The organism is Streptosporangium sandarakinum (genome assembly GCF_050942225.1).
In the GTDB taxonomy this organism is placed as follows: domain Bacteria; phylum Actinomycetota; class Actinomycetes; order Streptosporangiales; family Streptosporangiaceae; genus Streptosporangium; species Streptosporangium nondiastaticum.
Genome location: NZ_CP192034.1, coordinates 2,878,226 through 2,891,015, shown reverse-complemented (window position 1 = coordinate 2,891,015; position 12,790 = coordinate 2,878,226). Strand labels below are relative to the sequence as shown.

Below are 12,790 nucleotides of genomic sequence, written 5' to 3'. Positions count from 1 at the left end.
CCGCGATGAACGAGAAGCTCGAACGGATCAAGGATCGGCTGGTCCACGGGACCGGCGAGACCCGGGAGGAGACGGTCCGGGAGGAGACCGCGCGGCAGGGGGCGGTCCGGCCCGTCGACGGCGCGCCCGCCGGGCCGCCGGAGCAGGCGGAAGCCTCCCCGGCCGGCGTGCTCCCGGGCGACCGGCTCGTCGCCGGCCGCCGTGACGAACCGGCACGCGACGGCCTGGCCGACGACGACACCGCCCCGACCACGGTGATCGTCGACCGGCCCGGTGACGCGCCCGGCCACCGGGAGACCCCCGACCGGCACGACGACATGACCGGCCACCGAGAGACCGCCCCGCGTGAGTACCCGCCCGGCCCTCCGGAGGCCGCCGACCGGCCCGGCGTCCCCGCCGGTGAGGCCGTACGGCCCGGCCGGCCCGATCCCGCGCACGACGGCTCCGGTGCGCCCTCACCGGTGACCGCCGCGTACGCCGCGCCCGATGCACACGGTGCGCACGGTGCGCCCCTTCCCGGACGCGGTGTCCCCTCCCCCACTCCCGATGGGGTCTCTCCCGCGCCCGGCGGCCCCTCCCCCGCGCGCGGCAACGGCCACTCCCCCACCGGCGGCGACCCGCTGTTCGAGCACGACGCCGACGGGATCCGGCGGCGCTGGCAGGAGGTCCAGGTCGGTTTCGTCGACGACCCGCGCGACTCGGTCACCCGCGCCGACGCCCTCCTGGAGGAGCTGGTCGGCTCGCTGCGGACCGCCCTGGAACGCAGGACGGCCTCGCTCAGGCAGCGGTGGGACGGCGACGAGCACGACACCGAGCGGCTCCGCACCGCGCTGCGCGACTACCGGGCGACGCTGGAGCAGCTGCTGAACCTGTCGTCCGGGACGAGGTGACCATGTTCGCGATCGCCGCGGCAATCGTGTTCGTCCTCGGCCTGCTGCTCGGCCTGGCCGACGGCCGGATCGCCGGGGTCGGCGGCCCGGCCTTCCTGGTGCTGGCGCTGCTCCTCCTCGCGCTGCACCAGGCGGGGATGGGGACGCCGGGGGCATGGAGCCAGGCCTGGCGCCGACGGCACTGAGCGGGCTCCACGGTCTCGCGCAGCCGGGCAGGGCCAGGCGGGGCCGTACGGGGCCGAACGGAGAGGGGGTGCCGCCCGACCCGGGCGGCACCCCCTCTTTTCTCGTCAGCCGGTTCGGGGCGACCGACGCTCCCCTTTTCTCGGCTCGGGCGGCCCCTCGGCACAGGCGGCCCCTCGGCTCGGGCGGCCCCTCGGCACAGGGCGCAGCGGACGGAGCCGACGCAGCCGACGGCGCCTCAGCGCGCGCCCGACCGGGCGGCGCGCTCGAACTCCTCGCGGGGGCGGCTCAACGCGCCGAGCGAGACGACCTCCCTGCGGAACGGGAACGAGAGGGTCCAGTCGGTGAGGACGCGGATCTTCTTGTCGAAGGTCGGCACCCGGGTGAGGTGGTAGGCGCGGTGCATGACCCAGGCGGGCAGCCCGTGCAGCTTACGGCCGTAGATCTGCGCGACCCCCTTGCCGAACCCCAGACCGGCCACCGAGCCGACGTAGGCGTGCCGGTGGGCCTTCAGCGGCCTGCCCCTGAGCGTGGCCACCACGTTGTCGGCCAGCGTGCGCGCCTGCCGTACGGCGTTCTGGGCGTTGGGCGCGCACATCTCCCCCGGCTTGGTGAGGTCGGGTACGGCGGCGCAGTCCCCGGCGGTGAAGACGCCGCCGTGGTCCTCGACGACCAGCTCGGCGGTCGCCCTGATCCTGCCCCGCTCGTCGAGCGGCAGGCCGCTGGACTGGTTGAGGGGGTTCGGCTTGACCCCGGCGGTCCACACCAGGGTGTCGGAGTCGAGCTCGGTGCCGTCGCTGAGCACGATGTGGCCGCCCTCGGCGGACTTCATCAGGGTCTCCAGCCGCGCGTCGATGCCGCGGGCGCGGAGCTCCTGGAGCGTCCAGCGTCCCATCTCGGGGCCCACCTCGGGCAGGATGCGACCGGTGGCCTCTACCAGGACCCAGTGCATGTCGCCGCGATCGATCGTCCGGTAGTAGCGGCAGGCGTACCGGGCCATGTCCTCCAGCTCGGCGAGCGCCTCGACGCCGGCGTAGCCCCCGCCGACGAAGACGAAGGTCAGAGCCCTGTCGCGGATCTCGGGGTCGCTGGTCGACTCGGCCAGGTCGAGCTGGCCGAGGACATGGTTGCGCAGGTGGATGGCCTCTTCCAGGCTCTTGAAGCCGATCCCGCATTCGGCGAGGCCGGGGATGGGCAGCAGCCGCGAGATCGACCCCGGCGCGTAGACGAGGATGTCGTACTCCATGACGCGGGCCGGCCCGAGCTGCGGGCGGAGGGCGACGGTACGGCTCACGGGATCGACGCCGGTCACCATGCCGTTGACGATCGCGCACCTGTCCAGGGCCCGGCGCAGGGAGACGACGACGTGGCGCGGCTCGATGTTGCCGGCCGCCGCCTCCGGCAGGAACGGCTGGTAGGTCATATAGGAGTCGATGTCCAGGACCGCGATGCGGGCCTCGCCACGACGAAGCTTGCGCTGCAGACGCAGGGCGGTGTTCAGGCCGACATATCCGCCGCCGACGATCAGAATGCGGGGAGCTTCAGTCATAAATCGGCTTGTACCCGGAAAAACCTCTCAAATCGGGAAGGTCATGGTAATGAACGTTCCCGCCGTCCCCGTTCTGAAATGCATGTCCAGGCTGACCATTCGGGCCACCCACAGCCCCATGCCGCTGGTGGCGTGCGGGCCGGGGGGCGTCTGGCCGGGAGGCTCGGTGGGGAACCACCGGCCCTCGTCGTGAATCTCCACGACGAGGGCGCGGCCGGTGGTCCATATTCTCAGCACGGCCTTGGCCGTGGTGTGGCCATGGGTCACAGCGTTGGTGGCGACCTCGTTCACCGCCACCAGGAAGTCGGGCAGGTTCTCCTCGCGCATCCCGCCGCGCAGCGCGTGGGCGGCGGCGAAGTCGCGCACGTCGGGCAGGTCGGGCAGGCAGAAGGCGAGCTCGGCCACGGGGGCTCCGTCGGGGCGCGGCCGGGAACGGTCGTCACCCGCCATGAAGCGAGCCGGACGAGCACCGTCCTCGTTCACGCGAGATCCGCCTCCCCTGTCCCAGCGCGCGATCGTCCTCAGCATCCGGGGATCATCCAGAAGCACCCTATGCCACACCACGCCGTCGCCGACTTGGGTGCCCGATGCGGACCGGTGTATTCAGCATTCCGCCACCAGTTCGGCGCGGAGCTGGTCGAGCACCTTCCGCAGGATACGGGAAACGTGCATCTGGGAGATACCGAACTCCGCCGCGATCTCAGCCTGGGTCATGTTACCGAAGAAGCGCAGGAGCAGGATGTTCTTCTCCCGGGCCGGCAACTTGTCGATCAGCGGCTTGACGGCCTCGCGGTCCACGAGCGCGCCCATGGCGTCGTCCTCGTCGGGGATGACGTCGCCCAGCGCGGCCGCGTCGTCGTCGGAGCCGAGGGGGGCGTCGAGCGACAGGGCGCTGTAGGCGGCGGAGGCGTCCAGGGTCAGCAGGACGTCCTCCTCGGAGATCTTCATCTTGGCGGCCAGCTCGGCGACCGTCGGGGCGCGGCCGAGGTCCTGGCTCAGGTCGGCGACGAGCCGGTTCAGCTCGGCCCGGCGCTCCTGGTAGACGCGGGGGACGCGGATCGCCCAGGTGCGGTCGCGGAAGTGGCGCTTGACCTCACCGGTCATGGTGACCACGGCGTAGCCGCGGAAGGGGTGGCCGAGGGTGGCGTCGAAGCCGTTGATGGCCTTCATCAGCCCGACGTAGGCGGCCTGGAGGAGGTCCTCCAGCGGCTCGCCGCGGTAGCGGTAACGGCGGGCGATCTCCATGGCGAGCGGCCGGTGCATCTCGACGAGGCGCTCACGCAGACGCTCGGCGCGGTACTCGGAGATCTCGGGGGCGGACATCTCGGCGAGGAGATCCTCGGCCGTCATGTCGGTGATTTCGAGGGCCTGAACAGACATCGCTGCTCCTTGGTATAACTGCCGGGCGAAGCCATCGGCGCGGAGCAGTATCCGGGCAGACGGCATCGCCTCGACCTGTCTTCGAGGCGAGGCCCTCTGCTGGACCTCGGTTCTAGTATTACCCCGATTCCGGGAGTATTGCTCGCTCGCAGGTAACAGTAAGGTTGCTAATCGAATGTCGAGGAGGACCTGAGTGACGGTGTCGGAGAACGGCGAGAGAGCGTCAGCCCTGACTCTGACGTCGGCGCTGGCCGACGGGGTCAACGTGATCCGGGTGACGGGCCTGCTGGACGCGACGACCAGGGACCAGTTCGCCGACTACCTGTCGGCCGAGTTCGACGAGCACGGCCCTGACATGGCGCTGGATCTGGCGGGGGTGACCTTCATGGACTCCCGGGCGCTGGGCCTGATCGTCCACCACTGGCAGCTCAGCACCGGCGCGGGCGGGAAGTTCGCGCTCATCGGGGTGGAGTACGCCAAGACCAAGGTGATGTGGATCACCGGCCTGGCCCAGCGGCTGCCGCTCTACGACACGATCGACGACGCGCTCGCCGCCTTCGGCTGAGGCCGGGCGCGGGCCGGAGACGCCCCTGCCCGGGGAAGCGGCTCCGGGACGCCCGGAGGGCCCCGGGGACGCCCGCGGCCGTACGGCGGGCCGCCGGCGGGTCCTCACGCGCCCCCGGCCGGTTCCCGTGCCGTCAGCCGGCCTCCTCGTGCCGGTTGCGCTGGTTGCGCTGGTGCTCGTCGACGAGCAGCCGGGCCAGGTCCACCACCTTCACCTGGTGGTGCTGGGAGATGCGGCGCAGCTCGTCGAAGGCCGCCTCGGCCGAGCACCCGCTGGACTTCATGATGATTCCCTTGGCCTGGTCGATGATCGCCCGGCCGGCCAGCGCCTCCTGCATCTGGGCGGCGTCGGTGCGGACCTCGTCGTAGTCCCACATGTTGGCCAGGGCCACGTTCACCTGCTCGGCGAGCATGTCGGCCAGCGGCGGGACGCTGCGGGCCGCGAACACGCCGGGCCGCACGCCGTACAGGCCGAGGACGAGGACGGCGCGCTCGATGGTGATCGGCAGGGCCAGGATCGAGCGGACCCCGAAGCGGACCGCCATGCCGGTGTAGGCGGGCCACCGGGAGTCGCGCAGGACGTCCTGGACGATCACGTGGCGGCCGGTCCCGCGGGCCTCGGTGGAGGGCCCCTCCCCCAGGTCGCCCTCGCTGTCGACGAGCACGACCAGCTCGCTGTGCGAGGCCGACACCACGAGGCGTTCCTGGCGCCACAGCTCGGCGGACCCGCCCGCGCAGCCGGGCACCCCGCCCGCCAGGGTCGCGGTCAGGCCGCGCAGCACGCTCTCGCTCGATGTCTCCTCGCTCACCCGCCCCAGGGCAGCGAGGTCTCGGGCGAGAACAGGTGTGACCATGTCCATGGGGCGATTTCCCTTCCCGATGTCGCTAACTTAACCACTATCCGACCGCGCATCGATTCGGCCCACCGGGTGGCGTACCGTCTACGACGAAACCCGCCTCACGGCCGCTGACGAGGACGAGCATTGACCGACGCCATTGGCCTTCAGGCCCTGGAGCACGCGCTGAACGCGCTCACGACCAGGGTCTCCTCCCTGCGTGAGGCCAGGTCCGCCTACCCCGCCGACCCCCGGTCCACACTCGACGCGGCGCTCGCCGAGCTCGACACCGCCGGGGAACTGCTGGAGGCGTCCCTGCGCGAGCTGCGCAGGGCGCCCCGCCGCTCCGGGGAGCGGGAGAGCGGCTCGCAGCGCGAGCTGAAGCTGCTGCGGCAGGTGTTCCGCACCTTCCCGGTCCCCGTGGTGGTGCTGGACGGCTCCGGGGTGGTCCGGCGGATCAGCGCGGAGACCTCCCGGATGCTGGGCAGTCCCGCGGGGTACCTGATCGGCCGCTCCTTCCCGCTGTTCGTGGACGTCTCGCGGCGGGCGGCGTTCCGCTCGCACCTGACGGCGGTGCAGCGCGGCGGCGAGACCGCGACGTTCCAGACCCGGCTGAGCCACCAGGGCCGGGCGCACACGGTGCAGCTCGCGGTGATCCGGCTGACGATGCCGGGTGAGCCGCAGGCGATGACCGCGGTCGTGATCCTGCCGCTGGAGACGCAGGTCTCCACCGCGCCCGCCGGGCCGGTGACCCGGTCGGACGCCTCGCTGATGCTGGCCTCCGCCCGCCGCCAGGAGCTGCTGGCCAGGATGACCCGCCTGCTGCTCGACGAGGAGAGCCTGCGCCAGCCGGTGACCGTCACCCGGGCCGCCCGGCTGCTGGCGGCCGAGACCGCCGACTGGGTGATCGCCGACGTGGTCCGGGACGGCATGCCCCGGCGGGCCACCGTGCTCGGCCCGAGCGACAAGCCGGTGACCGAGCTGGTCCGCGTGGTCGAGGGGCTGAACCCGCTGACCGCGCCGGCCGTCGCCCACGTGCTCACCGGCGGGTCGGGCGTGGTCCACGAGATGCTGGAGGACGACACGCTGCTCGGGTCGGTCCCGGGCGGCCCGCCGCTGCTGCGGGTCATGGGCGCCGCGTCGGTGCTGATCGTGCCGATCCAGGGCGAGGCGGGCGCGCTGGGCGCGCTGACCCTGGTACGGCTGCGCGACCGCGAGCCGTTCACGCTGGCCGACCTCGGCCTGATGGAGGAGATCGGCGTCCACCTCGGGCTGGCGCTGCGCGCCCGCCGCAACTTCCAGACGCGGTTCCAGGCCGCCGAGGCGCTGCGCACCAGCGTGGTCCCCCGCGCCCTGCCGGACATCCCGGGCTTCGAGGCCGCGGCGGTCTACCACGCGGGCTCCTCCTCGGTCGGCGCCGAGTTCTACGACGCCTTCCCGGTGCGCGACGGGTGGGGCTTCGCCCTGGGCGGCGCGGTGGGCAAGAGCGAGGAGGCCGCGGCGGTCACCGCCATGGTCCGCAACGGCCTGCGCGTGCTGAGCGTCTGGGAGTCCGAGCCGGCCGAGGCCCTGCGCAAGATGAACCAGGCGCTGACCGCGCAGAACAGCGGCATGTTCGTGATGGCCGCGGCCGGGTTCGTCCGGGGCCGCAAGATCAGGCTGGCCAGCGCCGGGCACCACCCGGCCGCGCTGCTGCAGCCTGACGGCGGGGTGCGCTTCACCGCCGGCGGCGGGGTGCCGCTCGGCATCGACCCCGAGGCGGAGATGTTCGGCGAGGAGATCACCCTCACCAGGGGACAGACCCTGGTGTTCTACTCCGATGGGCTGGTCGCCTCCCAGAACGAGCAGGGCGAGCCGTACGGCGAGGACCGCCTGGCCGACGTGCTGGCCCGGTCGGTGGCGCAGGCGCCGGCCACGGTGGTCAAGGCGATCGAGGACGACCGGAACGCCTTCTCCGGCGGGCGGGTCTGGGACGAGGTCGTCATCCTGGCCCTGCGCGCGGTGTGATCCCGGCCGGCGGAACACCTGGTCAGGCGGCCGGGCCGGCCGCGTGCCGGCCCGGCCCCGGCAGGGCGGGTTTGCCTTCGGTAGATAAAGGGGTATGGTTTCCCTCATACAGATGAGTGCCTAAGACGCAGGCACCCCTGAAGGAATCACAGGCTCCCCACGCCTATACGTCCTCCCAGAGGTGTGCCATGAACATTGCATTCGTCTCCTTCGACACCGTGTCTCCCTCTCAGAGCCGGTCGGACATCGCCGCGCAGCGTGAGCACCTTCTGTCCGTCGCCCGTGAGCTCGGTCGTGACCACAAGGTCACCGTTTACTCCCGGAAGACCTCCGAGGACGACCGGGACCGCGTCCGCGTCTCCCCCGGCGTCACCGTGGAGAACCTCTCCGCCGGACCTGCCGGTGACCTCCCCGAGGACGGCCTGCTGCCCCACCTGTCCCGTCTCGGCGACCAGCTGATGCTCCGCTGGCGCCAGGAGCGCCCGGACGTCGTCCACGCCCGTTCCTGGATCGGCGGGCTGGCCGCCATCGCCGGAACGGACGGCCTCGACGTGCCGCTCGTGCAGAGCTTCGGCGCCTGCCGTACCCGTGACGCCAAGAAGGTCCGCGTGCAGCGCGCGATCGCCCGCCGGGCCGGCGCGGTGGTCGCCGGGTGCGGCGACGAGGAGTCCATGCTGATCCGGCTGGGCGTGCCGCGCAACGCGATCTCGGTGATCCCCTGCGGCGTCGACGTCGAGCGCTTCCGCCGCCAGGGCCCGGCCGCGGCCCGCGGCAACCGTCCGCGCCTGCTGCACGTCGGCTCGCTGGCCCCCGGCCAGGGCGTCCACACCGCGCTGCGCGCCCTGGAGGGCATCCCGGACGCCGAGCTGCTCGTCGCGGGCGGCCCCGCCGCCGCCGAGCTGGAGCACGACGCCGAGGCGCACCGGCTGACGCTGCTGGCCAAGGAGATGCGGCTGGAGGACCGCGTCACGCTCCTCGGGCACGTGCCGCACACCACGGTGGCCAAGCTGATGCGCAGCGCCGACGTGGTGCTGTCGCTGCCGCGCGAGGCGGGCAGCGGCGCGGTGGCGCTGGAGTCCATGGCGTGCGGCGTGCCGGTGATCGCCTCCGCGGTGGGCGCCCACCTCGACTCCGTCGTCGACGGCGTGACCGGCCTGCTGGTGCCGGCCGACCGCCCGGCGCAGACCGCCCGGCTCACCCGGGAGCTGCTCGCCGACCCCACCCGCCGCACCGCGCTCGGCTTCGCCGGCGCCGACCGCGCCCGCTCGCGCTACTCGTGGGAGCGGATCGCCCAGGAGTTCACCCAGGTGTACGAGGGCGTACTCGCCACGCGGCACGCGATGGCCGCCTAGTCCGCCGCCGACGTCGCCGGCGGACACCCGCCGAGTCCCCTTCGGGGGACTCGAAAGCCAGGGCCCTTCGGGGCCCTGTTTTTTTGCCCCCGCCCGGCCGCCGGTCCGCTCCCTGCCCGTCCCGGTCCCTCCCCCGGTGGCCCGTACGGCGCGGCGGCCCCGTACGGCGTGGCGGGGATCAGAGCAGGCGGGCCGCCTTGAGGGAGAGGTGGACCAGCAGCCGGTCCGCGCCGTCGTCGAGGTCGCGGCCGGTGATCCTCCCGGCCTTGGCCAGCCGGTAATAGAGCGTCTGGCGGTGCACGCCGAGCGCCGCCGCGGTCTGCTGGACGTGTCCCGCCCGGTCGAGGTACTCCTCCACCGTCCTGGCCACCTCCGGGTCGCGGGCCAGCGCCGCGGTCTCCTCGGCCAGCTCCCGCAGGGCGTCCCGGGGCAGGCGGGCGAGCGTCCGGTAGACGCCGAGGTCGGGCCAGGACGCGACGGGCGCGAGGGCCGGCACCCGGTCGGCCACCTTCAGCGCGCTGACGGCCTCCCGCCAGCTCCGCCACGCCTGGGCGGGCTCGCCGCGGGCGCCGCCGACCCCGGCGGCCGTGCCGTACATGGCCTGGACCCGGCAGGCGGTCTCCCGGGCCTGACCGGCCGGGGCGAGCAGCGCGACCAGGGGCTCGCCCTCGCCGACCACGCCGGGATCGGCGAGCACGGCGCGCGGCAGGGCCCACAGCGCGGCCACCCGGTCCAGCGAGCCGCGGACGGCGATCGCCGCCACCGGGCCGGGCAGGTCGAGCCTGGACAGCGCCCAGGAGCGCTCCTCGGCGTCGGAGGAGAACAGCCCCCGCAGGTTCCCGCCGAGGTCCTGGCGGCGGCGGGCCTCCTGGGCGAGCATCGCGGCGGCCCGGGCCACCAGCGGCGCCACCGACGCGAGCGCGTCGTCGCCGAGGGTCCCGTCGTCGAGCAGCCACAGGTACCCGTAGGTGACGTCGTTGTGGCGCAGCGGCATGCACACCCGGGCGAGCACGCCCAGCGCGGCGTCGGCGGGGATGCGGACCGGGCCGCGCGCCGCGGCGATGCCGTACCCCTCGAAGTAGGCCCGCACCTCGGGGGTCGCGCGGCGGCGCAGGATCGACTCCTGGCGCACCTCGTCGATGTCGCCGCTCTGCGCGCCGTAGGCGAGGAGCTGGAAGGAGCGGTCCTCCAGCGTGGCCGAAGCCCCCAGCCGGGCGGCGATCTCGTCGATGGTCTCCTGCAGCACCGTTCCATTGTCCGACACTTTGGACAAATGTCGGAAAGCGCCACCGGCTGATCGTTGCACATGCACATGCGCCTTTGTTGACCTGCGGTTTTAGCATGGAAGCATGCTCGGTTCCCTACTTCTCGCCGGTTCGCGGATGCCGCTCGTGCGGCGCGCGGTCTCCGGCGTCCCCCTGACACGCAAGGTCGTCGACCGCTTCGTCGCGGGTGAGAGCACCCGCGAGGCGGTGGAGGCCGTCCACCGGCTGGCCGACGCCGGTCTGGCCGTCACCGTCGACCACCTCGGTGAGGAGACCCGGGACGCCGATGCGGCCACCAAGACGGCCGACGCGTACGTCACGCTGCTCGGCGCGCTGCGCGAGCTGGAGCTCGGCGACCGCGCCGAGGTGTCGGTGAAGCTGTCGGCCGTCGGCCAGGCGCTCGGCGCGGACGGCGACAAGATCTCTCTGGACAACGCCCGCCGGGTCGCCGAGGCCGCCCGTGCCGCCGGGGCGACCATGACCCTCGACATGGAGGACCACACCACGGTCGACTCCACGCTGGAGACCCTGCGCGCGCTGCGCGAGGACTTCCCCTCCACCGGCGTCGCCCTGCAGGCGTACCTGTTCCGCACCGAGGGCGACTGCCGCGACCTGTCGCACGCCGGCTCGCGGGTCCGACTGGTCAAGGGTGCCTACGCCGAGCCCGCCTCCGTGGCCCACCAGGGCAAGAGCGACGTCGACCGGGCCTACGTCCGCTGCCTGCGCATCCTGATGGCCGGCGAGGGCTACCCGATGGTGGCCACGCACGACGACCGGCTGATCGCGATCACCGAGACCCTCGCCGACCGGTTCGACCGTCCCCGGGGCGGCTACGAGTACCAGATGCTCTACGGCATCCGGACCGACAAGCAGCAGGCCCTGGCCGGGGCGGGTCACACCATGCGCGTCTACATCCCCTACGGCGACGACTGGTACGGCTACTTCATGCGCCGGCTGGCCGAGCGCCCCGCCAACATCGCCTTCTTTCTCCGCGCCCTTGGAGGCAAGTGATGGATGCCATCTCCAACGTCCCGGCTCCGTTCAACGAGCCGGTGCTGGGCTACGCGCCCGGCAGCGCCGAGCGCGCCGCGCTCGAGAACCGCGTCAAGGAGCTCTCCGGAGCCCAGCTCGACCTGACCATGACGATCGGCGGCGAGCAGCGCATGGGCGGCGGCGCCTCCATCGACGTGGTGCAGCCGCACAACCACGCCTCGGTGCTGGGCCGTACGGCCGACGCCACGGCCGGTGACGTGCGGGCCGCGATCGACGCCGCGCTGGCGGCGGCCCCGGCCTGGCAGGCGCTGTCGTTCGACGAGCGCGCCGCGATCTTCCTGCGCGCCGCCGACCTGCTGGCCGGCCCGTGGCGGCAGACGCTGAACGCCGCGACGGTGCTGGGCCAGTCGAAGTCGGCGCAGCAGGCCGAGATCGACTCCGCCTGCGAGCTGATCGACTTCCTGCGGTTCAACGTCTCCTACGCCCGGCAGCTCTACAGCGACCAGCCGGTGTCGTCGCCGGGGGTGTGGAACCGGATGGAGTACCGCCCGCTGGAGGGCTTCGTCCTGGCGATCACCCCGTTCAACTTCACCGCCATCGCCGGCAACCTGCCGACCTCGGCGGCCCTGATGGGCAACGTCGTCGTCTGGAAGCCCTCCCCCACCCAGCAGTTCGCCGCGCACTTCACCATGCGGCTGCTGGAGGAGGCCGGGCTGCCGCCGGGCGTCATCAACATGGTCACCGGCAACGGGCAGGCCGTCTCCGAGGTCGCTCTCACCCACCCGCAGCTCGCCGGGATCCACTTCACCGGCTCCACCTCGACCTTCCAGCACCTGTGGTCCACGGTGGGCGCGAACATCGCCTCCTACCGGAGCTACCCGCGCCTCGTCGGTGAGACCGGCGGCAAGGACTTCGTGCTGGCCCACCCCTCGGCCGACCCGGCGGTGCTGACCACCGCGCTGGTCCGGGGCGCCTTCGAGTACCAGGGCCAGAAGTGCTCGGCGGCCTCGCGCGCCTACGTCCCGCGGTCGCTGTGGTCGCTGATCCGCGACGAGCTCGTCGGCACCGCCGAGGCGCTGACCGTCGGCGACGTGTCCGCCGACCTGTCGACCTTCATGGGCGCGGTCATCAACGACCAGGCATTCGCCAAGCACAGGGCGGCGATCGACCGGGCCCGCTCGCTCGACTCGATCGACGTGCTGACCGGCTCCTACGACGACTCCACCGGCTACTTCGTGCGGCCCACCGTCCTTGAGTGCTCCGACCCGGCCGACGAGATCTTCGCCAAGGAGTACTTCGGGCCCATCCTCGGCGTCCACGTCTACGACGACGCGGACTTCGACGCGGTGATGGACCAGATGGAGAACGTCTCGCAGTACGCGCTGACCGGCTCGATCATCGCCCGCGACCGGTACGCGATCGCGGCGGCGTCGGAGCGGCTGCGCTTCGCGGCGGGCAACTTCTACGTCAACGACAAGCCCACCGGCGCGGTCGTCGGCCAGCAGCCCTTCGGCGGCGCCCGCTCCTCGGGCACCAACGACAAGGCCGGCTCGATCTACAACCTGATCCGCTGGGTGAACTCCCGCACGATCAAGGAGACGTTCGTCCCGCCGACCGACTACCGCTACCCGCACATGGGCTGACCTTCCACGGACCGGCCGGTCCGGACGCCCCCTGGGAAGCGGTGACGCCCGGGTCTCAACGACGAGACCCGGGCGTCACCCTTTTCCGCGCGTGCGCCGTCGGCGCCACGCGGCGGCATCGAACGTTT

The 12,790-nt window shown here is 72.7% G+C and carries 12 protein-coding genes; 7 read left to right on the top strand and 5 right to left on the bottom strand.

From position 1 onward, the window contains the following. Positions 1-5: 5 nt before the first annotated feature. Entirely contained in the window at positions 6-890 is an 885-nt protein-coding gene (locus ACQP10_RS13365; RefSeq protein WP_346020162.1) for a hypothetical protein, read from the top strand. A 2-nt stretch (positions 891-892) separates the two neighbouring features. Further along, positions 893-1,075, top strand: a complete 183-nt coding sequence (locus tag ACQP10_RS13360; RefSeq protein ID WP_346020163.1) for a hypothetical protein — start codon at positions 893-895, stop codon at positions 1,073-1,075. A gap of 236 nt (positions 1,076-1,311) precedes the next feature. Here ACQP10_RS13360 and ACQP10_RS13355 read toward each other — a convergent pair whose 3' ends face one another. From ACQP10_RS13355 to ACQP10_RS13345, 3 genes are all read right to left on the bottom strand, one after another. Next, positions 1,312-2,622, bottom strand: coding sequence for an NAD(P)/FAD-dependent oxidoreductase (locus ACQP10_RS13355; protein ID WP_179818232.1), 1,311 nt, complete (start codon positions 2,620-2,622; stop codon positions 1,312-1,314). A 27-nt stretch (positions 2,623-2,649) separates the two neighbouring features. Continuing rightward, entirely contained in the window at positions 2,650-3,105 is a 456-nt protein-coding gene (locus ACQP10_RS13350; RefSeq protein ID WP_433541450.1) for an ATP-binding protein, read from the bottom strand. A gap of 120 nt (positions 3,106-3,225) precedes the next feature. Then, a complete protein-coding gene (locus tag ACQP10_RS13345) occupies positions 3,226-4,002 on the bottom strand; it encodes a SigB/SigF/SigG family RNA polymerase sigma factor (protein WP_179818234.1) in 777 nt (258 codons plus the stop codon). A 193-nt stretch (positions 4,003-4,195) separates the two neighbouring features. Between ACQP10_RS13345 and ACQP10_RS13340 the strand changes: the two genes are divergently transcribed. Then, positions 4,196-4,567 (top strand): STAS domain-containing protein, encoded by a 372-nt coding sequence (locus ACQP10_RS13340; RefSeq protein ID WP_179818235.1) that lies wholly within the window; start codon positions 4,196-4,198, stop codon positions 4,565-4,567. Positions 4,568-4,700: 133 nt separating this feature from the next. Here ACQP10_RS13340 and ACQP10_RS13335 read toward each other — a convergent pair whose 3' ends face one another. Beyond that, positions 4,701-5,375, bottom strand: a complete 675-nt coding sequence (locus ACQP10_RS13335; protein WP_346020165.1) for an ANTAR domain-containing response regulator — start codon at positions 5,373-5,375, stop codon at positions 4,701-4,703. Between the two features lie 174 nt (positions 5,376-5,549). On the opposite strand from ACQP10_RS13335, the gene ACQP10_RS13330 reads away from it, so the two are divergent. Beyond that, complete coding sequence (locus ACQP10_RS13330) at positions 5,550-7,409, top strand: SpoIIE family protein phosphatase (RefSeq protein WP_179818237.1); 1,860 nt, start codon at positions 5,550-5,552, stop codon at positions 7,407-7,409. A gap of 188 nt (positions 7,410-7,597) precedes the next feature. Beyond that, the gene (locus ACQP10_RS13325) at positions 7,598-8,761 is read left to right on the top strand and encodes a glycosyltransferase (RefSeq protein WP_346020166.1); all 1,164 of its coding nucleotides are present in this window, start codon (positions 7,598-7,600) and stop codon (positions 8,759-8,761) included. Between the two features lie 178 nt (positions 8,762-8,939). Here ACQP10_RS13325 and ACQP10_RS13320 read toward each other — a convergent pair whose 3' ends face one another. After that, a complete protein-coding gene (locus ACQP10_RS13320; protein WP_346020167.1) occupies positions 8,940-10,007 on the bottom strand; it encodes a PucR family transcriptional regulator in 1,068 nt (355 codons plus the stop codon). Between the two features lie 103 nt (positions 10,008-10,110). Here ACQP10_RS13320 and ACQP10_RS13315 point away from each other — a divergent pair, with 103 nt between their 5' ends. Continuing rightward, positions 10,111-11,037 (top strand): proline dehydrogenase family protein, encoded by a 927-nt coding sequence (locus ACQP10_RS13315; protein ID WP_346020168.1) that lies wholly within the window; start codon positions 10,111-10,113, stop codon positions 11,035-11,037. Beyond that, positions 11,037-12,662, top strand: a complete 1,626-nt coding sequence (gene pruA, locus ACQP10_RS13310) for an L-glutamate gamma-semialdehyde dehydrogenase (protein ID WP_346020169.1) — start codon at positions 11,037-11,039, stop codon at positions 12,660-12,662. The genes ACQP10_RS13315 and pruA overlap by 1 nt, the downstream gene beginning before the upstream one ends. Positions 12,663-12,790 lie beyond the last annotated feature (128 nt).

What these genes read in the sequence shown, in the direction of transcription:
- ACQP10_RS13365 (WP_346020162.1), top strand. Translation starts at nt 6, where the DNA reads ATGAACGAGAAGCTCGAACGGATCAAGGATCGGCTGGTCCACGGGACC.
- ACQP10_RS13360 (WP_346020163.1), top strand. Translation starts at nt 893, where the DNA reads ATGTTCGCGATCGCCGCGGCAATCGTGTTCGTCCTCGGCCTGCTGCTC.
- ACQP10_RS13355 (WP_179818232.1), bottom strand. Translation starts at nt 2,622, where the DNA reads ATGACTGAAGCTCCCCGCATTCTGATCGTCGGCGGCGGATATGTCGGC.
- ACQP10_RS13345 (WP_179818234.1), bottom strand. Translation starts at nt 4,002, where the DNA reads ATGTCTGTTCAGGCCCTCGAAATCACCGACATGACGGCCGAGGATCTC.
- ACQP10_RS13325 (WP_346020166.1), top strand. Translation starts at nt 7,598, where the DNA reads ATGAACATTGCATTCGTCTCCTTCGACACCGTGTCTCCCTCTCAGAGC.
- ACQP10_RS13315 (WP_346020168.1), top strand. Translation starts at nt 10,111, where the DNA reads ATGCTCGGTTCCCTACTTCTCGCCGGTTCGCGGATGCCGCTCGTGCGG.
- pruA (WP_346020169.1), top strand. Translation starts at nt 11,037, where the DNA reads ATGGATGCCATCTCCAACGTCCCGGCTCCGTTCAACGAGCCGGTGCTG.